Source organism: Bradyrhizobium sp. Unk1, from assembly GCF_059512345.1.
Genome location: NZ_JCAMOP010000008.1, coordinates 1 through 21,972, shown reverse-complemented (window position 1 = coordinate 21,972; position 21,972 = coordinate 1). Strand labels below are relative to the sequence as shown.

Here is a 21,972-nt window from a genome sequence, read left to right as displayed (position 1 = left end):
CCATGACGATCACGCGACGCACGCTGCTGGCAGCGCCCGTTATTCTCGCAATCGCGCCAGCGCTCGCGCAGGCCGGCAAGATTACTCTGGTCGTGCCGTTTCCGCCGGGCGGATCGACCGATGCGATGGCGCGGCTGTTGCAGGCAAATCTGCAGACAAAGCTCAACCGCATCGTCGTGGTCGAGAACAAGTCGGGCGCCGCCGGCGCGCTCGGGGCCGCGCAAGTCGCCAAGAGCCCGCCGGACGGCTCGACGTTCCTGGTCACCTTCGATTCCCACGCGGTGATCCCGTCCATCCTCGACAAGCCGCCGGTCGATGTCGAGCGCGAGCTGATGCCGGTGCTGCTGGTGGGCACCGCGCCTTATGTGATCGCCGCCGGCGCCGGCCGTCCCTACAAGAGCTTTGCCGACGTGGTCGCCGCCTGCAAGGCGACGCCCGGCGCGGTGAAATATGCCTCCGTCGGCATCGGCACGCTCGGCCATCTCGCCATGACGGTGCTCGGCACCAAGGCCGGCGTCGAGATCATGCACGTGCCCTATCGCGGCGGCGGCCCGGCGATGAACGACGTGCTCGGCGGCCATGTCGATCTGATCGCGGGATCGGCGGCGTTGGTCTCGGCTCAGCTCGGCACCAACATGCTGCGGCCGATCCTGCAACTCGGCCGCGAGCGCCTGCCGGCGTTGCCGGATACGCCGACTGCGATCGAGGCGGGCTTTCCGGACTTCGAGACGCTCGCCTGGTGGGGCATCTTTGCGCCCGCGGGCACGCCGCCGGATGTCGTTGCGGCCATGGCGACGGCGTCCAGGGAGATCCTGAGCGAGCCCGCGACCGCCGCCCAGCTCAAGGAAACCCAGCAGATGACGCTGCTGCTCCAGGACGGCGCCGCATTCAAGACCTTCTTCGACAAGCAGGTCGCCTATTGGGGTAAGGTGGTGAAGGACAACAATATCAAGGCATGAAAAGCCCATGCCCGGGATTGCCATCCCAGGTTCGGTGCCAAGTCCGGTGCGCTCGCGCGGGCTTGAGCGTCAGAGCATCTTGCCGACGATCTTTGTCATATCTGTCGCCGAAAACGCGCGCAGCGTTTCGGTGCGGACATTGCCGAGTGCGCTGAGACTAAGGCTGAGCGACATCGCGGCAGCCTCATCTGGAGCCTCGAGAACGGTTACAACGTCATATCGTCCCTGCGTCCAGACGATCTCTTTCACGGTCACGCCGAACGTTTTGGCCATCTCCTTGAAGGCGTCGGCCCGCTTCGGCGAGTCCTTGATGTTGCGGACTCCCTGATCAGTGAAGTTCGCCAGCACGACATAGGTTACCATGGTCGTCCTCCCTGGTTAGAACCCAGATCCAATTCTCGCTTGAGGCAACCGCGCAGAGCTTGCCACGGCGGCTGAGACAGCGCTACTTGCGTGTTGGGAACGTCAGCGGGTGTGACTTGTTCGGTCAGGACAACGGCCGCGCGAAACTGAGCTCATGGCCGTCGGGGTCGGTGAGATGGAAGTAGCGCTCACCCCATTCTGCATCGCGCGGCGTGGTCGACGGCTGCCATCCGGCGGCGCGTGCGCGCTCGTAGATCCCGTCGACATCGGCGACGTGGAAGATGATGCGGCCCCACCAGGACCAGCGCTTGTCGTCCGGCTGCGCCGTCAGGTTGAGATAGCCGGTGCCGGCGCGAAAGCTGGTGAATGCGGCGGTTTCGCCGCCATACAGGAGCTCGAACCCCAGCGACCGGTAGAAGTGCACGGAGCGCCCCATGTCATGCGTGCCCAGCGTGATGGCGCTGATGCTTTCGATCATGTGATCTGCTCCGCCGAGAGGGGCCTGGAAGCGATTGTATTGCCGCCCTGTTCAGGTTGACGATGATCCGGCCCGCCTGACGGCTGGCGAACCGCATTTTGCTCTGCTATGACGGGATCGAACCCGTACCAGCGGGTTCCGCGGTCCCGTAGCTCAGCCGGATAGAGCGGCGGTTTCCTAAACCGTAGGTCGCATGTTCGAGTCATGCCGGGATCGCCAGCGATTACAAAGGCTTACCTCAATCTGCAAGGCCTACAGTAGGCTGCAAACAACTCTAGGGTAACACCTGGGGTAACGCGGCGCGTAGCTAGCTCCAACGTAGTTCGATGTCGGCCCGAAAGCCCGGTTCTGCCTGAAGGAGGGTACGGAACATGCGAGTTTCGGCTGCAGTCGGCGAGCTAGTTTTCGAGCGTGGAGAATCGCTGCTGGCCTGCAGCAAAGCGATCATTGGCCTGCTGCATCTCCGAGTGTCGACACTCGGCGATGTCCAAATCGGAGCACCGGTGAACATCTAAACAGAGCAACTCAAGCCCGGCCGTGTCTCTGGACAACGAGGCCGCCACTCGTTTTTCCGATAGCCCATCTACAAGCTTCAACCTAGAGTGCATTCGCCGCACGGCGCGACCTAAGCTGCGGTGCATCGCATCAATTTCGCGAAAAATGGGGCGACCGTAGAAATTGACTAGCTTTTACGAACGGCCGATTCTGAACTCGCCGTACCGGTCGCCCGGTCTGCATCATCCTCTCGACGACAACGGCCAGCCTGTCGAAGGGGAGCCACGGCGTGGTCGCCGTCCATCTCGGTTCATCGTCCCCGTCCCGGCTTCGAGGAAAAAGGCGGCGAACGATCAGGCATCGCTTGATCTGGAGACTTATACCGAAAACGCGCTGATCAATGAAATTCGCGGCTATCTCGATAGCTGGCGCCAGCTGCGCAATCCCGCCGACTGGGGCGTGACCGGAGTGACGCAGCGCCTACTCGAACACTGGCGCAATCATAAATTCAACGGCCCCACGCCGTTCTTCTGCCAGATCGAAGCAGTCGAAACCATCATCTGGCTGACGGAAGTCGCGCCGAAACGTGCGGCGACGAAGGGGCTGCTCGATCAGCTTGCAAAGGCAAACGCCGAAGCCAATCCTGAACTCTTCCGTCTGGCCATGAAGATGGCGACGGGCAGCGGCAAGACCACGGTGATGGCGATGTTAATCGCCTGGCAGGCAGTGAATGCGGCCCGCAAGGATTCAAAGGATTTCTCTCGGGCCTTTCTGATCGTCACCCCCGGCATTACGATCCGCGACCGCCTGCGCGTGTTGCTTCCGAGCGAGCCCGACAACTACTACGAGACGCGTGAAATCGTGCCGCCGGAAATGCTACGGGAAGTCCGCCGCGCAGAGATCGTGATCACCAACTACCATGCGTTTCAGCATCGCGAGAGCTTGGCCTTGCCAAAGGTGGCGCGCAGTTTCCTCCAGGGCAACGCGCCTGAATCGCTTAGGACCTTACAGACCGACGCGGAAATGCTCGCGGAAGCCTGCGGCAAGCTGCTGAACTTTGACCGCGTCAATGTGATCAATGACGAGGCGCATCATTGTTACAGACACAAGGTCGGCGCTGACGCTGAAGGTGCTCTGACGGGGGAGGACAAAAAGGAGGCTGCCGAGAACGAGGAGGCCGCCAGGCTCTGGATCAACGGTATCGAAGCGCTGGGCCGTAAACTGTCGAAGGGCGTGCGGGCCGTCTATGACCTGTCTGCCACTCCTTTCTTCCTGCGGGGCTCGGGCTATCCCGAAGGGTATCTATTTCCCTGGGTCGTGTCCGATTTTAGCCTAATGGACGCGATCGAGAGCGGCATCGTCAAGCTGCCGCGCGTTCCGGTTACCGACAATGATGTACAGACTGATTCGGTCGTCTATCGTCACCTGTGGAAGCATATTGGCAAAGACCTGCCTAAGACCGCGGCTGGGGCCAATAAGCTGAGCCCCTTCGATCTTCCCAACATGCTTCGAACCGCGCTCAATGCGCTCTACAGCCATTACGAAGGTGAGTTCGAACGTTGGCAGCGCGCCGGCATCGGGGTGCCGCCGGTGTTCATTGTAGTGTGCCAGAATACGGCAATCTCGAAACTCGTGTTCGAGTGGATCGCCGGCTTCGAGCGGGGTGACGCGGAGGACGGAGAACGCGCCACCTTTCACGCCGGTCATCTTGAGTTGTTCCGGAACTATGACGATCAGGGCAGGCGCCTCGCCCGCCCGAAGACGCTGCTGATCGATTCGCGCGAGATCGAATCAGGCCATGCACTGGACAAAGGATTTCGCGAAGCCGCTGGGCCGGAGATCGAGCAGTTCAAGCGTGAGCTTGCCGCCCGCGAAGGCGCTGGCGGTGCGCACGGTGAAACAAGCGAGAGTGAGTTGCTGCGCGAGGTCATGAACACCGTAGGCCGTCCCGGCCGGCTTGGCGAGCAAATCCGCTGCGTCGTCTCGGTGTCGATGCTGACCGAAGGTTGGGATACCAACACGGTAACTCACATCCTCGGCGTTCGCGCATTCGGTACCCAGTTGTTGTGCGAGCAGGTGGTAGGCCGCGGCCTGCGTCGCCAATCCTACGACCTCAATCCGAACACGGGCCTGTTCGACGTCGAATATGCCGACATCATGGGCATCCCCTTCGACTTCGCGACCTCTCCGCAGAAGGCAACGCCGACTGCGCCCAAGCCGGTCGCGCGCGTCCACGCCATCAAGGAGCGAGCGGAGCTCGAAATCCGCTTTCCGCGCGTCAGCGGCTATCGTCGCGACCTGCCGTCGGAGAAGCTGGAGGCTAAATTCACGGCGGACAGCCGGCTGGAGATCACACCAGCCGACATCGGTCCGACCTCAGTCGTGATGGAAGGGATCGTCGGTGCGGGCGTGACCATCACGCCACAGGTGCTGGAGCGGCTGCGGCCCTCCGAGATCAGCTTCAACTTGGCCAAGCATCTGCTCTACACCCATTTTCGCGATGACGAGGGCTTTCCCAAGCAGCATCTCTTTCCGCAGATTCAGCGCATCGCGCGGAAATGGCTCGACGATGGCTATCTGGTCACGAGGGGCGTGCCGATCGGTGTGATCTTGTACCAAGACCAACTCGCCCGTGCCGCGGAAAAGATCGACATCGCGCTCACGCGCGGCACCGAAGGGCGCCTGCTCGCCGTGCTTGATCCCTACAATCCTAGGGGATCGACGCGCCTCGTCAACTTCATCACCTCGAAGCCGGTCTGGAAGACCGGCGCACAGCCGCCGAAGTGCCACATCAGCCATGTCGTGCTCGACTCAAGTTGGGAGGAGCAACTCGCTCTGACCCTCGAAAACCATCCCCGCGTGCGCGCCTACGCCAAGAATCAGGCGATGGGATTCGACATTCCCTACCTCGACGCCGGCGTGATGCGGCGCTTCGTTCCCGATTTTCTGGTGCAGCTCGACGTCAGTGACGATGCACCGCTGAACCTGATCCTCGAGGTCAAGGGCCTCCGGGACGAGAGCGACAAGGCCAAGGCGCAGACCGCGCGCGATCTGTGGGTGCCGAGCGTCAACGCCCTCGGCGGCTTCGGAAGTTGGGCATTCGCCGAATTTCGCGACTGGGCGGCGATGGACGAAGACTTTGCCACACTGGTCGACAGACTGTTGAAAAAGGTTCCTGCGTGATGGCCCGTTCGCCGAAGTTGCCAAAATCGTCCAAGCAGGTCGACGCGCTGAAGCATGACGCGGCGAGCCGGCGCAACATCCCGACCGCGGAGATGGAGAGCTTCTTCCGGCGCGACGAAGATGCCTCGCCGATGCCTCCGAAGCGCTATCCGCGGGCCCGGCCGCTGGCGGAGCGCGCGACGCGTACGGCAGAGGAGCCGCGCACGCCGGAGCTGATATGGAACGGCGTGAAGTTCACCGTCACCGAAGAGCAGATGAAGGAGCTGGCCGAGACTGGCCGGGTCACGCTGTCGGATGCGCAAGTGGTCTGGCGCGGCAAGGACAAGCAGGACTGGTCGGACCTCGTCGTCAACGTGCCGCCACTCTACATCCAGGAGAAGATCCAACCTCAGGCGATCATAGCTGATCTCAGACGGCACACCGCCGAAAAGCGTGAGGCGCAAACTGAGGCGCCCGACATGTTTGCTGACTTCAATGGTCTGCCGAAGGACTGGGTGGAGGATGGATTCTACAAGCACGATGGACATTGGTCGAACCGCATGATCCTGGGCGACAGCCTGCAGGTCATGGCGAGCCTCTCCGAGCGCGAGACCCTGAAAGGCAAGGTGCAGTGCGTCTATTTCGATCCGCCTTATGGCATTAAGTTTAACTCGAACTGGCAGGTATCGACACAGTCGCGTGACGTAAAGGACGGAAAGCAGGTCGATATCAGTCGCGAGCCTGAACAGGTGAAGGCGTTCCGCGACACCTGGAAGGACGGCATCCACAGCTACCTGACCTATCTACGGGATCGTCTCACGACGATGCGTGACCTGCTGACCGAAAGTGGCTCGATCTTCGTGCAGATCGGTGACGAGAACGTACATCGCGTGCGGGCGGTCATGGACGAAGTGTTTGGAGCAGAGAATTTCGTGGCTCAAATTCAGCTTAAGAAATCGGGCGGAGCGACGAGCGAGTATCTGCCAGGGATTACAGACTTCGTTTGTTGGTTCGCCAATAGTAAGGCTAAGTTGAAGTTCCGAAAAATGTATCAAGCCGACGGCTCTCGGCGCGATGAGGATTACGGTCTTGTAGAATATGGTTTCGATCAGTGGATGACCAAGGCTCAAGCCATCGAGGCATCGCGTAATGGTAAGGCTCTCCAACTCATCACGCTGACTAGCCAGCGACAAGGGCGTGACACATCCGAGATGTCAGCCATGGGATACCCTTTTGAATTCCGGGGAATGCGCTTTCTGCCGTCCAAAGGACGCGGCTGGACAACGACAGAAGGTGGGATGAAGCGCCTTCAAAAGGCAGGCCGGATTGCCCTTTCAGGAAACAACATTCGTCTGAAGAAGTATCTCGATGATGCTCCCGGGCAGATTGTTACCGATTTTTGGGACGACCTAATTGCAGGCGCCGGGCGAGACAAGACTTACGTGGTTCAAACCGGAACTGCGGTTGTTGAACGCTGCATCCCACCGATCCCGGGGATCTCGTACTGGACCCCACCTGTGGCTCGGGTACAACGGCCTACGTCGCCGAGCAATGGGGCCGGCGCTGGATCACCATCGACACCAGTCGTGTGGCGCTCACGCTCGCGCGCACGCGGCTGATGGCGGCGCGCTATCGCTGGTATCTGCTCGCTGATAGCCGCGAGGGCCGCGCCAAGGAAGCCGATCTCCAGAAGCGTACGCTGCTTGACACCCCGGTTCATAACGACATTCGCCAGGGATTCGTCTATGAGCGCGTTCCACACATCACTTTGAAATCCATCGCTAGCAATCCGCTAATTGACGATATCTGGGAAAAATGGGAAGCGATCCTCGAGCCGCTACGTGCCACGCTGAATGAGGCGACTAACAAGAATTGGAGCGAGTGGCAGGTTCCACGAGAACTATTTGCCGGTGCGCCGGCGGCTGCTACCCAGCCACACGCCAAATTGTGGGAGGCGCGAATCGCCCGGCAGCGCGAGATCGACGCCAGCATCGCCGCGCGGGCCGATGTCGAATATCTCTACGACAAGCCATACACCGACAATGCTCGCGTCCGCGTCGCCGGCCCCTTCACCGTGGAGAGCCTATCTCCCCACCGTGTGCTTCCCGCTAGCGAAGAGGAATTGATCGATGTGCTGGACGCTACGGAGGGCAAACGTTCGGCCGCCGACGCGGACCTTGCCGGACAGGACTTTTCGACCATTGTGATGGACTACCTCAAATCTGAGGGCGTTAAGCAGCATGCCAAGGGCGATCGCATCAGCTTCGAGAGTCTGACCCCGTGGCCCGGCAATTTCATCGGGGCCAGCGGTGCCTTTATCGAGGGTCAGAACGGCCCTGAGCGCCGCGCCGCGATCCTGATCGGCCCCGAATACGGCACCGTTGGCAGGCAGGACATTGTCGCGGCGGCGCGAGAGGCAGTGGATGCGCGCTTCGACGTGCTGATCGCCTGCGCCTTCAATTTCGACGCTCATTCTTCAGAACTGGGAAGTCTGGGCAGCCTGAAGATCCTGAAGGCGCGCATCAATCCCGATATGCACATGTCGCACGAACTAAAGAACACTGGCCGCGGCAACATGTTCGTCGTGTTCGGCGAGCCTGACGTGAAAATTCTTGATGATGGCGGGCCCGAAATCCGGGTGAAGGTGAACGGCATTGACGTGTTCGATCCGAACACCGGCGATATCCGTTCCAACGACACCAAGGGCATAGCCGCATGGTTCATCGACACGGACTACAATCAAGAAAGCTTCTTCGTTCGTCATGCCTACTTCCTTGGGGCGAATGATCCCTACAAGAGCCTGAGGGCCGCGCTCCAGGCCGAGATTGATGAGGATGCGTGGGCAACACTCTATTCGGACACCTCGCGCCCATTTCCCCGGCCCGCCGGCCACCGCATCGCGGTGAAAGTGATCAACCATTTTGGCGACGAGGTGATGAAGGTGTTTGGGGTGTAATGAATGACTGAGCTCCCTTTTCACGGTCGTGTTCAATGTGCTCTTTGCCACCGCGGTGAATCTTACTCGTTCGATAGGACTCGTACGGAGGAAGCTGGCTGGCGGATAACCAACAATCCCCTAGCTTGGGGAAATTCTAGGCCCGAAATCGTAGTATTGGGCTTTTCCAAGGGGCCGACTCAAGCTGGAGCGCTGGCCAGCCAGCCACATGACCAAATCGCCTATAGAGGTGGCCGCACAAACTTGGCGAAAATACTCCATCACATTGGACTGATGGAGGCTCCTGAGGGGCGGCTGGTGGATCAAGCGATAGCCGATCGCGATGGTAGGTTTCACTTTGCCTCGCTAATCCGATGTACGGTCGAGCGGTTCGATAAAAAGGAAACCGATCCGGAAAAGCAATGGAAAGGTACAGGCGGTGGCATGTTGGACAAATTTGTCAAGAGTGATTTCGGCAGGGACGTTCTTGCAAACTGCTCAACCCGATTTCTTAGCGATTTGCCGGACCAGACAAAGTTGATTGTCATGCTGGGTCTCGGGACGGCTGGAAATTATGTCGCCGCTTGTCGCCAAGCTCTCTGTCGGGCCCGCCCCGGACCTTGGCGAAAGATAAATGAGGTGACCTATGCTGATGGCAAGGTAGTTGTGGTCCACACTGAGCACTTCGCCTCGCAAGGACCTCTGCTGCCAAATTGGTTGAGCGGCGAACGTCACGAGCGCGGTCGCCTAGGGTTATTGGCGGAAGCTGGCGCAAGGATGGCGCTTGGTGGACTATGAACTTTTTGATCGCAGACACCTTCACGGCATCGTTCAATCGTCTCTCCGGCGTGGACCAGAAGGCGGTGAAGGCGAGCGTCTTCGACCTGCAGATGGATCGTAGCGGCAATGGTCTGCAACTGCATCGGATCGGCAAGAGCAAGGATTCAAACTTCTGGTCGGCTCGGGTCAATCGCGACATCCGCCTGATCGTGCACAAGACAGCTGAAAGTCTTCTCGTTGCCTATGTCGATCACCACGATGCCGCCTATGCTTGGGCAGAACGGCGGCGTATCGAGGCACATCCGCGCACCGGCGCCATCCAGATCGTCGAAATTCGCGAGCGGGTGGAGGACGTCGCTCCGCCGCCGACCTTCGATTTTGTTTTTAGAGAGCCGGCCAAGGACAAGAATAAGGAGACGGCCTCCCCGCCGCTGTTTTCTTCGTTGGATGACGACGCTCTGCTTTCGATCGGCGTGCCTGCCGATTGGCTGGCGGACGTTGGCGCGGCCAATGAGGATCGCTTCTTTGCGCTGGCCGCTCACCTTCCGGCTGAGGCTTCCGAAGCCCTGCTGGAGTTTGCCGCCACCGGCAGGCTAACTGTACCGGCCCGGCCGACGGTCGATCCCTTCAGACATCCTGATGCGCTGCGCCGGATTCGTCTGATTGCGGACCAGGAAGAGCTGGAACGGGCGCTGGCCTTTCCATGGGAGAAATGGGGCGTATTCCTCCACCCGTCTCAGGGTGCGCTCGTCGAGCGGTCTTTCTCTGGGCCGGCTCGCGTAGCAGGGTCAGCGGGTACGGGCAAGACGATCGTTGCGGTTCATCGCGCGGTCCGCCTTGCCCGAGAGAATGCTAGCGCCAAAATATTGCTATCAAGTTTTTCGGAACCGCTGGCGGATGCGCTGGCGAAGAAGCTTCTGGTGCTCGCGCCGGAGACGGGCGGTATCGTTCCTCGGATCACGACCGCGTCGTTCCGGGGAATTGCCGAGCAGATGTTTCAGCTCGAACACGGCGTCCGTCCGCGCATTGCACCCGATACCACACTGCGCGAGTGCCTCCGCACGGCCGCCGCCGCGAGCGGACTGAAGGGCTTTTCGGAGCGCTTTCTGCTCTCCGAATGGACCAACGTCGTGGATGCCTGGGGGCTGTCGTCGTTTGATGCCTATTCGACCGTCGAACGAATGGGCCGTAAGAGCAGGCTTGGGCCCAATCAGCGCGCGCGCCTGTGGCCGGTATTCGCGGCGGTCCAGGAGGCGCTGGCGGCGGAGCGTTATCTGACTTGGGCGCAGGTCTTCACCGGGTTGGCGAAAGCGCTTCAGGGACGTCCCACCAAGCCTTTTGATCATGTGATCATCGACGAGGCGCAGGATTTGGCGCCGGCAGAGCTGCACTTTTTCGCGGCGATGGCACCAGCCCAGTCGAACTGCCTGTTTCTCGCTGGAGACATCGGTCAGCGCATCTTCCAGCATCCCTATTCGTGGGCAAGCCTTGGCGTCGACGTGCGGGGCCGATCGCACACCTTGAAGGTCTGCTATCGCACCTCGCAACAGATACGTCGGGCAGCAGACCGGCTGTTGCCAACCGTCTTGCGTGACAGCGATGGTCTTGATGACGAACGGCGTGGGATCGTTTCGGTTTTCGCCGGACCTCCACCCGAGGTCAAATCCTTTCCAACCCCTGCCGCGGAGGCCGAAGCTGTTCGGGCGTCAATCGAAGGCTGGCGCAGCGAGGGCATCGCAGCCCAAGAGATTGGCCTATTTGTCCGGACGCCACAACTGGTCGCGCGCGCGCGGGCTGCAATTGATGGATTGCCAGGTGCCAACGAGATGGTGACCGCGCAAATGGGCCTGGCCAAGGGCTTGGAATTTCGTGTGGTCGTGGTGATGGCCTGCGAGGAGGGCATTTTGCCACTCGACGAGCGCGTCTCGGACGCTGCCGACGAAGCCGAGTTGGACGACATCTATGAAACTGAGAGGCGACTGCTCTACGTGGCCTGCACGCGAGCGCGGGAACATCTACTAATTACGGGAGTCGCACCGGTTTCAGAATATCTTGGCGATTTAGATGTAACGAACGACTGAACTGATTGTACGAACGACAGGCAACAAGTGCATGGCGATCTTTAGGATGACCAAAGAGGCGTTCGTTCCGCTTTCGGAGACGCAATTCTCCGTGGAGAACGTCCTCGAGCGAAAAGACCTTCAGCGGCTGCTACGATCCCAGATTGCTCTCATCGATCCTGACTTAATGGTTGTCAGCGAAGAGTTCAATCAATGGATCGACAGTTCTCGCAGCATCGATCTGCTATGCCTGGACAAGGACGCGAACCTCGTTGTTGTGGAGCTCAAGCGCACGCAAGATGGCGGCCATATGGAGCTGCAGGCGGTCCGATATGCTGCGATGATTTCCCGCGTCACATTTCAGCAGCTGGTTGAAGCTCATAAGTATTATCTGGAGAAGCTCGGACATGAATCATCCGCTGCTGAACAAAACATCCTAGGTTTCCTGAAGTGGGAACGTGCAGAGGATGATCGTTTTGCAAAGGAGGTTCGTATCGTACTAGCGTCTGCCGACTTTTCGAAAGAACTCACTACGTCAGTCCTGTGGCTAAATGACATGGGCCTCGATATCCGCTGTGTACGGCTGAAGCCTTATCGAGATGCTGATGGGAGCGTGCTGATCGATGTTCAGCAACTTTTGCCGCTACCTGAAGCGGCCGAGTATCAGACGCAAGTTAGAGCTAAGGACCAGGCGGGGCGGGCAGAGCGAGCAGAGCGGCACGATCTCCGATTTCGATTCTGGTCAGAGTTGCTTCGGCTGGCAAAAACCAAAACCGATTTGCACTCTGGTAGGACACCCGGAATCCACAGTTACATTGGCGCGTCCATTGGAAGGGGTTTCCAGCTCAACTACGTGGTCCGCGAGCGGGAGTCGCAGGTGGAGCTGTACATTGACCTAGGTCCAAACAGCGAGGCAGCGAATGTTGAGCTCCTTAATACTCTCCAGACTTCTCGCGCGAATATAGAAAAGGCATTCGGTAGCGAGCTTGAGTGGCAGGAGCTTCCCGACAGTCGAGCTTGCCGGGTTCGAAGGATACTGCCTGGTGGCTATCGAAGTCCGGAGGCGGAGTGGCCTATCCTTCACGCCCAACTAGTAGATCATATGATAATGTTGGATAGAGCGCTGAGGCCGTACGTCCTTAATCTAAAAGGCTAAGCGCGCGCTGTTCGTGATGAGCAAGGTTTTTGTCGGAATCATCCTTTAGCGTGGCCGTCCTGCTGGGAATCTATACGGATATCGTCGCACCGCAGAACAGTCATTGCAGCGCATGTAGCGCTCAAACTCATGAACGGGTGTTGTCTTCGCGCGCCTGATGATGGCTACAGTCTGGTTGGTGTCGCACCCAAGACATCGAACCTCCATGTAGAGGTATCCGGCGTTAATCGCATCGCCAATCGTCGGCGACGGTTGAGCCGGCCCCTTGTAGCCAAGCATGCGATAATTCCACGCCTCGCAAGCCAGCTTGTCCGCTTCCTTGCGTGCTTCCTTGGCTGGCGGGACTTCGTGGACATGGCGCCAAAAGAGATACGCACCGGATCCGATAGTGCAAATTATCAATCTGTTGGACGCAGGAAAGCTATCGACCTACTGGCCACTGTGGCTGTGGACAATTTTTACGACCCGAAGCTTAGCCTTATAGTCGATCCGCCTGCGTTCGCCCGTTGCCGTATTGCAACGCAACTTTTGCCTGATGCCGTCCTCCCACACAATCATTGATTTCGCTGGCTGGTTGCGCTTGGATGGCGATCAACGAGTCACGCAAGAACATCTGGGGAAATCGGTGCTATCGGGGCTGAATAAAGACCTGCTGTCGCGGTGCGTCACTTCGACCGATCTTCAAAACCCGGACATCCTCGCAAACCCCTGCGATGAGGAAGGACTAGTGCAGCGGGCTGAGCTTGTTCTCAGGTTTGGGTTCGCCAGCCTAAATATCGAACCAATTTCAATCAGAGGAAATACTGCACATTGCATTCGATCAACGCCGCACACACTCGTTCTTCGCGGGCTTAATCAAATACTGCGGAAAACAACCAATATCCAACCCGCTGATAGAGACACAATCATACGACGCCTCATTACTATTCTCCGAGAAGGTGTCCAGCACCGAGTCTACAAGTTCGACATCAGGTCGTTCTTCGAAAGTCTTGACGCGGGCTTGCTCCTAAAAGAACTATGGCTCGTTCCGGCAATTCCTCGAAACGCCGTAACCGCATTGGCTAATTATTTCCAAGAACTGCGTGATCGCGGTATCTCCGGTCTCCCAAGAGGAGTCCAGTTGAGCGCCACGCTGTCTGAGTTTGCTCTTAGGCAATTTGATCGTGAGATTTCCTTACTTCCTGATGTGTACTTTCATGCCAGATACGTTGACGACATTATTGTCATCACAGGCGCGCGCGATAACGCCAAGGAATTCGCGCGGTCCCTCCGCGACCTGCTGCCCTATGGACTGAAGTTCAACGACGAAAAGACCAAGCGGATCGATCTCCCAGCTTTCACCAGGGGGCAGGCAAGTGGTTTGGTAGGCCAGTTTGATTATCTCGGTTACAGTTTCCTGATGCACCCTGTGGAGAGATCTACCACCGACAACCGCTTTCATCGGAAAGTCGGGGTGACAATTGCGGATAAGAAGGTTCGAAGAATCAAATCGCGCATTTGCCTTGCGGTCTGCCAGTATTTGCAGGACAGCGACTCCGTCTCGCTCGAACAGAGGCTTCAGCTCCTAACAGGAAACCACAATCTGCAGGACTTTTCGACTGGCAGATCAAGAAATGTTGGTCTGTGGTCAAACTACAAGCGCGTTAATTCCTTTGAAGCACTAGCAGAACTCGATTCATTCCTTCGGTCAGTCTTGGTTGGAAACAAAAGCCACATCGCGAATCGATTCGCGCTTTCGGCTCATATCAAAGCGCGGCAATACCTGTTGCGATACGGGTTCGTGGACAATTTTAAGACGCGTCCGTTCTACAATTTTCCCATGTATAAGCTTTCAGAACTACGGCGATGTTGGCAGAATGTCTAAGTCGGTGAGGAAGCGAGGAAATATCCAACGCTCCGACTTCGACAGGGCGCTGCTGACAGACACCGCCCCGACGGACGTTCCAATCGTTTTCTCAAATGACGGCTACCACATCAACCTGCGGCGCAGGCCGGTTTCCGAAGGGCTTCGACGTGTCCTAATTGCCTTGGTGAAAGAGAACGACCAGAGATACACAATACCCTATCGATATCGCATCAGGCTTTCCAATACGACAAGCCGCCAGCTAAGCTTGGCGCATCCCGCCGCCCAATACCGTGCGTGCGAGTTCTATCGAGAATACGCGCACTTGATTCCGTACTTTTGTCGTCACGAAGCTGTATCTTTGCGAAGGCCAACCAAGGTCGGGAGCACGTTCTTCTATGTGAACCCGGGCGCAGAAAGAAAGCAGTATAAGGGCGCCGCCATCGACATGCTCTTGCATGACCAGACCGTTCGCAATCCAGGTTCGTTCTTTGCTTATAAAGGATACGACCGTTTTTATAAGTTCTTCAATTCGGAAGAATTTATCGGGCTCGAAAAGACCTTCGCGATCATGCGGTTGACCGACGTTTCTAAGTGCTTCTCGTCAATCTACAGTCATACACTCGCCTGGGCAGTTAAGGATGTCCAGCACGGCAAGGAGTCTACTCAGGCTGCATCGTTCGCGAATGACTTCGATGCATTGATGCAGTTCTCCAATTACAATGAGACTAACGGCATTCCGGTTGGCGCGGAATTGTCCAGGATATTCGCCGAGATAATATTACAATCTGCCGATGCGAGCGTACTTCGAAAGCTCGGGCCGGCGATTGACCACGGCTCTGGCTATGCAATCCGACGATACGTGGACGATATTGTTATCTTTGCGAACAAGCATGACGTGCTTGACGCAGTGCAGCGCGCTGTTTCAGATTCGCTGCTGATGTTTAACCTCCATTTGAACGAGGCCAAAACGTTTACAAAGTCACGTCCTCTTCAAACGCGCAAATCCCAAATCACATCGGGGGCGACTCCTGCGGTCCGAAAATTTCGCGATGCAGTGCAGGAACGCGACGTGAACTACACATCACGACCGAAACGCGTTCGTGATCCGAAGGCATTGGTGCGAGCCTTGGCCAATGATGTGAGAGTTGCTTGCACCAACGGCGACGCGGGCTACGAAGACGTGAGCCAATTTATCATCGGTTCGATTACTAACACTATTGAGTCTCTTATTGCGGGCTACAGCTCCACGCCGACCGAAGTTCAGCAAGATGCTGAGAGGTATGCCCGTGCTTTCGAAGCGCTGCTATCCTCTCTTTACTATTTCTTCGTCGTACATGCGACCGTGGGCAGCTCCTATCAGGTCGCAAAGGCTACGGTCCTTTCGATTCGGTTCTTCAGGGACCATCTTCCGAGTGCGGCTGATCATATAAACGAAATCGTTCGGCTTCTAATTCAGGACGCGATCAGCAATCCAAGCTTGCTGAGCGTCGCAATGAGCGAATGCGTACCAATTGAGATGCTGAACATCATCCTAGCATCTACGGAGTTGCCGGAGCATTATCGAACCAATGTGTTCCCAATCGGCTGGCGTGTTCTACGGGAGGATGACGTCGATTATTTCTCTGTGGTGTCTCTTCTGTTCTATTTCGGTCGGGCAGATCGGGATTTCGCCTTGCAGGTCGAACGAAAGCTCGGGAAGCATTTTCTTCCGAAGGCCGCGCCAATTAGAAACTCTCATGATGCGCACTTTCTTTTGGACCTCATTGCCTGTCCCTATTTGACTAGCGGTTTTCGAAAACTATGTGCGGAGACGTTATTCAAAGGTCTGAACCTTTCAGCCAATCGGCTATATTCGTTGTTGTTCTTGAAGGAAGTGGAGAAGTTCTCCTGGTTTGTGAATTGGAAAGAAATCGATCTTCTGAATCACCTGAGAAAGAAGGAGTTGAGCGCCGTCTACTAGAGCGCTAAGGTGCAGACGAGAGGGTTGCTAACAGAGCATCTTGGCGAAGCTAAGCACTTCGCTACCACGGGCAAAAACCACAGCAGGGAGAGTAATTGCTCGCTGCCTCAGGATTGCCCGGGCGAGCGCAAGCTCGCACACACTTCATGCTTGAGGTGACCCTCTCACCCCCGTAATGTCTAGGTATTCGCGCTTTGGACGATCTGCACCGATCCATTTCCTACGCCCTCCATTCGCTGATGAGCAGCGCCGTCCGCGACATTGGCCGCGCCGTTTGCCCGGTTTATTATGCCACTACCGATGGTAGGGCCGACCATCTTGGATCGTGCGTCCTTCTCAATACCGGTTCGAGACGTATGCTTCTTACTGCAGCACACGTTGTAGACGGGAACAGGTTAGCGTCACTTTACATCCCCGTGAACGGAAGGCTACAGCGGCTTGAGGGCAGCGGAATCATAACAGTCGCACCCAATGGAAAGCGTGACGATGATCATTACGACTTCGCAGCGCTCGATCTTCCTCCAAAGCTCGTTAGTTCTCTTGGAGCAGTTCGGTATGTTGAGCCCCACGAAATTCAGACGACGATCATGAGCCGCCGGCCGTATATGGCCCTTGGTTTTCCGAACTCAAAGAATAGGAAACGGATAGATCATAAGATCCGCCGTGTCATCCCACAGCGGTTTAGTCACGGAGGCCCGTTGTGGCTGCCAAGTGGAGCACAGGCGACCATCGAGAAACTTGAGCCAAATCATTTGCTGCGCATGAGCTACGAGAAGCAATCCCGTGCTGTTGATGGCAGCATCGTGAACTCTATCGGCCCAAAAGGGCTAAGTGGCGGTGGCCTCTTTTGTCTTGGTCAAATTGACTCCATCAGCACTACGGCAACGGAGTCAGCAAAATTAGCTGGCGTGCTAATAGAGAGGCGGCGAAGCGAAAAGGCGATTCTTGCAACGGACATTGGAACAATCTTGGACATTCTAGATGACCCGATTGCGTCCTAGACGAAAAGGTTCGGAACCGTTGCAGCGTGAAGATTAGCCGCCCCCTACCAAAGCGGCTAACCAGCCAACGAGACGATTTTTAGAGGAAGCGCCGATGCTAGATGCCTATCTGAAGAGCAAAGTGAAGCTTCCGACCTACGTCGATGGCGCGCGCAGGCCGATCGAAGATCCGATTACGTCCACGCTTTTCACTCCGCTGAGGTTTATGTCTCCGCCAGAGGCTGGGAAGATACTGTCTTGGCTAATCTACCCCACGTCTGCGCGCGCCATCGAAGTAAGCCGAATCGAATTTTGGCCTCGTTTCCGAGTCGATAAGGGCGCTTTGAATGCGTACACGATTGAGCCTGATCTTATCTTCGACGGGCAGCTTGACCGAGAACCTGCCCGCTGGATTGTCGAAGTAAAATGGGATGCAGAATTACTGCGCTCCCAAATCGAGGAGCAAGCCCGGCTGTGCGCTAGGCCGGGCGCTCAGACCTTTCATGTGTCGTTAGTTAAAACAGCGGCACTAGAGGCGTTTCAAAGCCCAAATAGTACTATCATTCAGTGGTACCAACTACTGTCCTCTCTTCGCCGCGCTTACGGCCAGGAAACGACGGTCGGAGCATCTGCGGCTTGGTGCATCGATGCGATAGCATTCCTCGAAAAGCTTGGCATCGGAACCTTCAACGGATTTGCCCACCTCAGCTTGGAGAAGGTCCAAATTGTAGAATCCCATCGCTTCTCGCGACGGCAATGGTCATTACCCGAATTGACTGACGTAACGCCCTCTCTGTTTTCCCTCACCTGACGAAAGAGTCAGATGTCCAATATTTACAATTCCTTCTCGAACGTCGTTCGGGTGACAAGCGAGTTGTCGTCTTTGCAACAGACGGCTCGCGATCTGTTCAGCGCTCCGGCTGGCTTTGACCTCTCTTCTTTTCGGTGGGCGCCGCACGAAAAGGACGCGCAGCACGAATGGCTTTGTGTTTGGGCGGCTATTAGCGCCACTGTCTTAGCCCAAGGCCCGAGAGACAATAGGCCAATCGGTAGAATCGTAATTTGTATGGACCTTTTCCGAGAGACTGCTCCTGCCGCCATTCGCAGCGTGCTACCCCATGCGAAGGAGAGTTTTCTAACGATCGTCTTCATCGCTGGAAACAACGTGACTGACCAAACCTATGATCCCCTTAGTCTACGGTTCGATACTGACGGTTGGCCGCTATGGGCCGAAAGGTACGTGGCATATGAAGAAGGAAGGTTACTTCAGTATCTAGACGGAACGGAGAAAGACCAGACACCTTGGACAAAACGCGCATGGTTGTTCGCGATACCTTTGTCGGCACTTGACGATAGAGACTGCTTTCGCCAACAGATTGTGACTCCGTTTTGGAATACCCTAATGGGTCGGCCAAGTGGCTCGATATTTCCGGCTGACAGTGCTGCCTTGAAATTTCCGCTGCCGCAGCAGCCTCATTGATCATGCAACGTTCATCCGCCGGTCCGTACAGAATCTAAACCCCACGGTATTCCTAGTTCCGGCGAGAATCTCTATTTTGTGGAGGTAACAATTTATCTATGGGCCGGTTCAGCCCCTTAAAGCCCTACAGATCGAAGCCCCCCGTGGCACGTGCGGGTACCTGCGGCTAGGTGCGGTTCTGCGCAATGAGAGAATCCAAGCCGGGGGCAAGCAAGAAAGGCAAGGTTTGGTCGAGTTCGGCTGGATCACCGTCGTGCGATAAGAAGGCGTCCAACACTTGTATGCACCTCAGTGCTAGGTCGAGCCACTTCTGGTTCAGTTCAGACGCTTCCAGCTCTGCGACCAGATTCAGACGCGTGCTTTCTGATCCTGTGGCATAAAACGCGGCTCGGCCCGCAAGAATGAAGGACTGTCGTCGTGCCACCGCATCTGCCGAGATTTCGTTGCGCCGCTTGTAAAACCGAAGCAGTGAGGCCGCGTATTCTTTATCCAATTGACCCGACACTATGGCCCTTGCGATAGCTAGGTCCGCAAACCAGCTTTCATCGTCTGGCGGGCACCAATTTCGGAGCACGTCCGGAGCGTTCAACTTTCGATAAAGGCGAGCCACCGCTTCATCAAGAGCACTTGCGTAAGGTGCCCGCACCGTGTGAGCTCGTGCCACAGCCATTATGGCCTGCTCTCTGGAATAGATTTCTAAGCCAAAAGACGCTAGTTCATCCCGAATACCTTCTAACGCCGCGTGAGCAATAACATTCATTGTCTCATTGGGTGTTTGCTCGTTCGGGCCGTCAAGCAAATATGGAACAAACCCTAAGTCGTTTACCGTGGTCTTCTTGAGTATCATGCCATTATCGAGGTCGTGAAGGACTGATGACTTCGCGAGGTCTGCCGGGACCACCTTGAACACTTGCTTGCCCGGACAGATTTCGAGTCCGGCCTGAAGGAAGCAATATGCGACAAGTTGAGAGCAGAACACGCGGCCGCGATCTATTGGTGGAATGAACTTCAGTATGGATGCGACTGCATCATTGTCCGCATAAGGTACTCCCATCATCGACTCAGCGGTCTTCACCAAAATGATCGGATCAAAGTGGTGTTCCGCACAAACTCGCCTCACTAGGATGTTCTCTGGAGCGCGAACGCACATCCGATCAAGTCTGAACTGGACCACACCTGCGTTGGCTGACTCCATGAGAGCCGGTGGGTTCAAGACCAACACCGCGTGGCTGAAGTTCGCCCAGGTCGCAAGTTTGATGGCCATGCTTTCGAAGTGACCTGGTGAACTGGTCAAGATCACATCTCCAATTTGCAGTCGAGATGCGTCCAAAATGTAGATTTCGTCGTCGGGCTGTAGCGAATCTCCCCCGCCCTTACCAAAACTGCCTTTCATACGAACACTCATTAGTAAAATGGATCAAGCATTAGAAATGTGAAAAGTGCTCAGTCTCCGTAACTGAGACCGGCAACCATTCAATACTACCCATTAGTACACGATACAACGACAAGCTGTGACGGAGTAGGTCCGCGTCGCCGCAGGTCGGTGCCTAGCATAAGGTTCGGGGTGTATGCTGATGCGTGGGATACAGCCAACGAGTTCGAAGGAAGCTTGCCCGCTAGTGCAATTTGCCTCGTCGGGATGTGCAAACGATGTGAACCTAATGTGGGTCGTAGCGAGTCCGGCCGATGGCTTTCGTCACCGGCCGTAGTCGGCGCTAGGCGCTACGCCAAAACCCAAGCCATCCGTTCGCCAACCGCGCGGCCCCCTAGAGGATAGCAAACAAAGCACGCTAGTTGCTTTATGTAAGGGCAATCATCAGTGCTTCTCGATTTCGTCCGTTCGGCCGCCTTCTTCGGCCCACTTACAGAACGCATCGATGCCTAGCGTGTAAAGAATAAGCACAATACCGGCGATCACGGGCGCTCCTGCTACCGCAAAGATCGGGTGAGCCTGAGATAATTCGACGCCCAAGCTTAAGCCGCTGACGCCGACCAATGCTTCCGGCGTAGGAGCTTTTATTGGGCCGCCGAGTTTTGATTTCGTATAGATCCTGAACGCATCATCCGCCTTCTTTCGGATCGCCTTGTCGCCACAAAGGTATTTTCGGATGGAGCGAGCATAGAGACCAAAGAACCCCAACTCATGTTTCGCATCTTGCGCGAGTTGGTAAGTGCTCGCTTCAACCTTCAACTCATTCCGAATTTCGTCGAGTAGCGGATTCTCCGCCGCGGCCTTCTGAAACTCGCTGTCGCTCTTCAAATCCCAAGATCGATATGCCGAAGTTCGACTTGATGGGGACTGCTCGTAATGAACCTCCGCGTATGGTTGTTTTACGAGCACACCGACCAGCCGCTCCAATCGTTGGCTCACGCGTGTCTCGTCACCATCCGCCAACACCTGTTCGAGCGATTGATGATACTCCAACTGGGACAACAGGTTTAACTCGCGAAAGCCTACTTCTATCTCGCGCCGATGCCGATCATATGCCGTTAATTCAGGAGTCGGGTACGTAACTTGAGAGGCTTCGAATCGCGTCCACATAAGCGGCCCCTCTTGCGGGAACACAGCTTTCAACCTCGCAGAAATGCGGTCCTGAAGCTCTTCGAATCCAATTTGATCGCAAAGATCATCAAACACTTTGGCAAGGTAAATGGTCTCAAGCTCACCGTGCCTATCTTCCAAAAGCTCCGAGATGAACGATTTGAGACGATCAGACAAATAGCTCTCAACCTGATCTCTAGCGAAGAAGGTACGTAACTCCTGGGTCCTTCCTTTAATTCGAACGCGCTTAAATCCCTTGCTTATGCAGTAATCAACCAATGCGTCAATCTGCTCGGGGGCGGCCATTACACAGTACTCCATCCACGATAATCAAGAACAAAGCTAGATTATTACTGGTAGCACTTCAATCGGATTCGCGAAGAGGTAGTATAATCTGGAGTCAGTCTTTCTCTTGCCGCCTGCGAATTATGAGCACTAGTTATTGGATGTGGCCAGTTGCTTACCCCGATCCGCTAGCACCTTACGCTAGCGCGGCCGACGATTTATCACCGGCGGCCGAGCCGCATATATTACTGGGCAACAAGCCACGCGTTCGCCGCCGTTACGGTTGACCTGAGCCCCAAAGGTCATCCAGCGATGGGCAGAATCCTTTGGTCATTTGAGCCTGTGTGGCTAGGTGATGCAACGGGACGGGGCGCGGAGCCCTCGACACAGCGCAGCGTCCCGTCCCGTTGCATGTCGGACGCTGTTAGCCTGGCGTAAGTTGATGGCGGCAGGTTGCCGATCCCGCTGTGCGGACGAACGGTGTTGTAATC

General features: G+C 56.6%; 15 protein-coding genes, 1 tRNA gene and 1 pseudogene. 12 read left to right on the top strand and 5 right to left on the bottom strand.

The features are described from left to right. The first annotated feature begins 2 nt into the window (after positions 1-2). Positions 3-959, top strand: a complete 957-nt coding sequence (locus AC5ZFO_RS12060; protein WP_282520286.1) for a tripartite tricarboxylate transporter substrate-binding protein — start codon at positions 3-5, stop codon at positions 957-959. A 69-nt stretch (positions 960-1,028) separates the two neighbouring features. Here the strand turns inward: AC5ZFO_RS12060 and AC5ZFO_RS12055 are convergent, their stop codons facing one another. Both AC5ZFO_RS12055 and AC5ZFO_RS12050 read right to left on the bottom strand, forming a co-directional pair. Then, positions 1,029-1,322: a GYD domain-containing protein gene (locus AC5ZFO_RS12055; RefSeq protein ID WP_282520287.1), complete on the bottom strand. Its 294-nt coding sequence runs from the start codon at positions 1,320-1,322 to the stop codon at positions 1,029-1,031. A gap of 124 nt (positions 1,323-1,446) precedes the next feature. Then, entirely contained in the window at positions 1,447-1,800 is a 354-nt protein-coding gene (locus AC5ZFO_RS12050) for a VOC family protein (protein ID WP_282520288.1), read from the bottom strand. Positions 1,801-1,942: 142 nt separating this feature from the next. Between AC5ZFO_RS12050 and AC5ZFO_RS12045 the strand changes: the two genes are divergently transcribed. The 7 genes from AC5ZFO_RS12045 to AC5ZFO_RS12015 all read left to right on the top strand — a co-directional run bounded on the left by AC5ZFO_RS12045 (position 1,943) and on the right by AC5ZFO_RS12015 (position 12,388). Beyond that, positions 1,943-2,019 (top strand) — tRNA-Arg (locus tag AC5ZFO_RS12045). Between the two features lie 459 nt (positions 2,020-2,478). After that, positions 2,479-5,478: a BPTD_3080 family restriction endonuclease gene (locus tag AC5ZFO_RS12040; RefSeq protein WP_496122107.1), complete on the top strand. Its 3,000-nt coding sequence runs from the start codon at positions 2,479-2,481 to the stop codon at positions 5,476-5,478. Then, complete coding sequence (locus tag AC5ZFO_RS12035) at positions 5,478-7,076, top strand: DNA methyltransferase (protein WP_496122106.1); 1,599 nt, start codon at positions 5,478-5,480, stop codon at positions 7,074-7,076. The genes AC5ZFO_RS12040 and AC5ZFO_RS12035 overlap by 1 nt, the downstream gene beginning before the upstream one ends. Then, the gene (locus AC5ZFO_RS12030) at positions 6,962-8,413 is read left to right on the top strand and encodes a hypothetical protein (protein ID WP_496122150.1); all 1,452 of its coding nucleotides are present in this window, start codon (positions 6,962-6,964) and stop codon (positions 8,411-8,413) included. The genes AC5ZFO_RS12035 and AC5ZFO_RS12030 overlap by 115 nt, the downstream gene beginning before the upstream one ends. A gap of 243 nt (positions 8,414-8,656) precedes the next feature. Next, positions 8,657-9,190 (top strand): hypothetical protein, encoded by a 534-nt coding sequence (locus AC5ZFO_RS12025; protein ID WP_496122105.1) that lies wholly within the window; start codon positions 8,657-8,659, stop codon positions 9,188-9,190. Continuing rightward, positions 9,187-11,253, top strand: a complete 2,067-nt coding sequence (locus AC5ZFO_RS12020; protein ID WP_496122104.1) for a UvrD-helicase domain-containing protein — start codon at positions 9,187-9,189, stop codon at positions 11,251-11,253. Before AC5ZFO_RS12025 ends, AC5ZFO_RS12020 begins: the two co-directional genes overlap by 4 nt. Before the next feature lie 46 nt (positions 11,254-11,299). Further along, positions 11,300-12,388: a DUF4268 domain-containing protein gene (locus AC5ZFO_RS12015; protein WP_496122103.1), complete on the top strand. Its 1,089-nt coding sequence runs from the start codon at positions 11,300-11,302 to the stop codon at positions 12,386-12,388. Positions 12,389-12,457: 69 nt separating this feature from the next. Here AC5ZFO_RS12015 and AC5ZFO_RS12010 read toward each other — a convergent pair. Next, positions 12,458-12,784 (bottom strand): annotated as a pseudogene (locus AC5ZFO_RS12010) (hypothetical protein); the annotation flags it as partial. Positions 12,785-12,923: 139 nt separating this feature from the next. On the opposite strand from AC5ZFO_RS12010, the gene drt3a reads away from it, so the two are divergent. The 4 genes from drt3a (at position 12,924) to AC5ZFO_RS11990 (ending at position 17,985) form a co-directional block, all read left to right on the top strand. Next, the gene (gene drt3a / locus AC5ZFO_RS12005; protein ID WP_496122102.1) at positions 12,924-14,252 is read left to right on the top strand and encodes an antiviral reverse transcriptase Drt3a; all 1,329 of its coding nucleotides are present in this window, start codon (positions 12,924-12,926) and stop codon (positions 14,250-14,252) included. Next, positions 14,245-16,194 carry an antiviral reverse transcriptase Drt3b gene (drt3b, locus tag AC5ZFO_RS12000; protein WP_496122101.1) on the top strand — a complete coding sequence of 650 codons (1,950 nt, stop codon included), beginning with the start codon at positions 14,245-14,247 and terminating at the stop codon, positions 16,192-16,194. Before drt3a ends, drt3b begins: the two co-directional genes overlap by 8 nt. Before the next feature lie 194 nt (positions 16,195-16,388). Further along, positions 16,389-17,195: a trypsin-like serine peptidase gene (locus AC5ZFO_RS11995; protein WP_496122100.1), complete on the top strand. Its 807-nt coding sequence runs from the start codon at positions 16,389-16,391 to the stop codon at positions 17,193-17,195. A 94-nt stretch (positions 17,196-17,289) separates the two neighbouring features. Continuing rightward, positions 17,290-17,985 (top strand): hypothetical protein, encoded by a 696-nt coding sequence (locus AC5ZFO_RS11990; protein ID WP_496122099.1) that lies wholly within the window; start codon positions 17,290-17,292, stop codon positions 17,983-17,985. A gap of 835 nt (positions 17,986-18,820) precedes the next feature. Here AC5ZFO_RS11990 and AC5ZFO_RS11985 read toward each other — a convergent pair. Both AC5ZFO_RS11985 and AC5ZFO_RS11980 read right to left on the bottom strand, forming a co-directional pair. Beyond that, a complete protein-coding gene (locus AC5ZFO_RS11985; RefSeq protein WP_496122098.1) occupies positions 18,821-20,047 on the bottom strand; it encodes a hypothetical protein in 1,227 nt (408 codons plus the stop codon). A 423-nt stretch (positions 20,048-20,470) separates the two neighbouring features. Beyond that, entirely contained in the window at positions 20,471-21,502 is a 1,032-nt protein-coding gene (locus AC5ZFO_RS11980; protein WP_496122097.1) for a hypothetical protein, read from the bottom strand. Between the last annotated feature and the right edge of the window lie 470 nt (positions 21,503-21,972).

Excerpts from the sequence above, each read along its gene's own strand:
- AC5ZFO_RS12020 (WP_496122104.1), top strand. The coding sequence starts at position 9,187 with ATGAACTTTTTGATCGCAGACACCTTCACGGCATCGTTCAATCGTCTC.
- drt3a (WP_496122102.1), top strand. The coding sequence starts at position 12,924 with ATGCCGTCCTCCCACACAATCATTGATTTCGCTGGCTGGTTGCGCTTG.
- AC5ZFO_RS12055 (WP_282520287.1), bottom strand. The coding sequence starts at position 1,322 with ATGGTAACCTATGTCGTGCTGGCGAACTTCACTGATCAGGGAGTCCGC.
- AC5ZFO_RS11990 (WP_496122099.1), top strand. The coding sequence starts at position 17,290 with ATGCTAGATGCCTATCTGAAGAGCAAAGTGAAGCTTCCGACCTACGTC.
- AC5ZFO_RS12035 (WP_496122106.1), top strand. The coding sequence starts at position 5,478 with ATGGCCCGTTCGCCGAAGTTGCCAAAATCGTCCAAGCAGGTCGACGCG.
- AC5ZFO_RS11985 (WP_496122098.1), bottom strand. The coding sequence starts at position 20,047 with ATGAAAGGCAGTTTTGGTAAGGGCGGGGGAGATTCGCTACAGCCCGAC.
- drt3b (WP_496122101.1), top strand. The coding sequence starts at position 14,245 with ATGTCTAAGTCGGTGAGGAAGCGAGGAAATATCCAACGCTCCGACTTC.
- AC5ZFO_RS12060 (WP_282520286.1), top strand. The coding sequence starts at position 3 with ATGACGATCACGCGACGCACGCTGCTGGCAGCGCCCGTTATTCTCGCA.
- AC5ZFO_RS11980 (WP_496122097.1), bottom strand. The coding sequence starts at position 21,502 with ATGGCCGCCCCCGAGCAGATTGACGCATTGGTTGATTACTGCATAAGC.
- AC5ZFO_RS12050 (WP_282520288.1), bottom strand. The coding sequence starts at position 1,800 with ATGATCGAAAGCATCAGCGCCATCACGCTGGGCACGCATGACATGGGG.
- AC5ZFO_RS12015 (WP_496122103.1), top strand. The coding sequence starts at position 11,300 with ATGACCAAAGAGGCGTTCGTTCCGCTTTCGGAGACGCAATTCTCCGTG.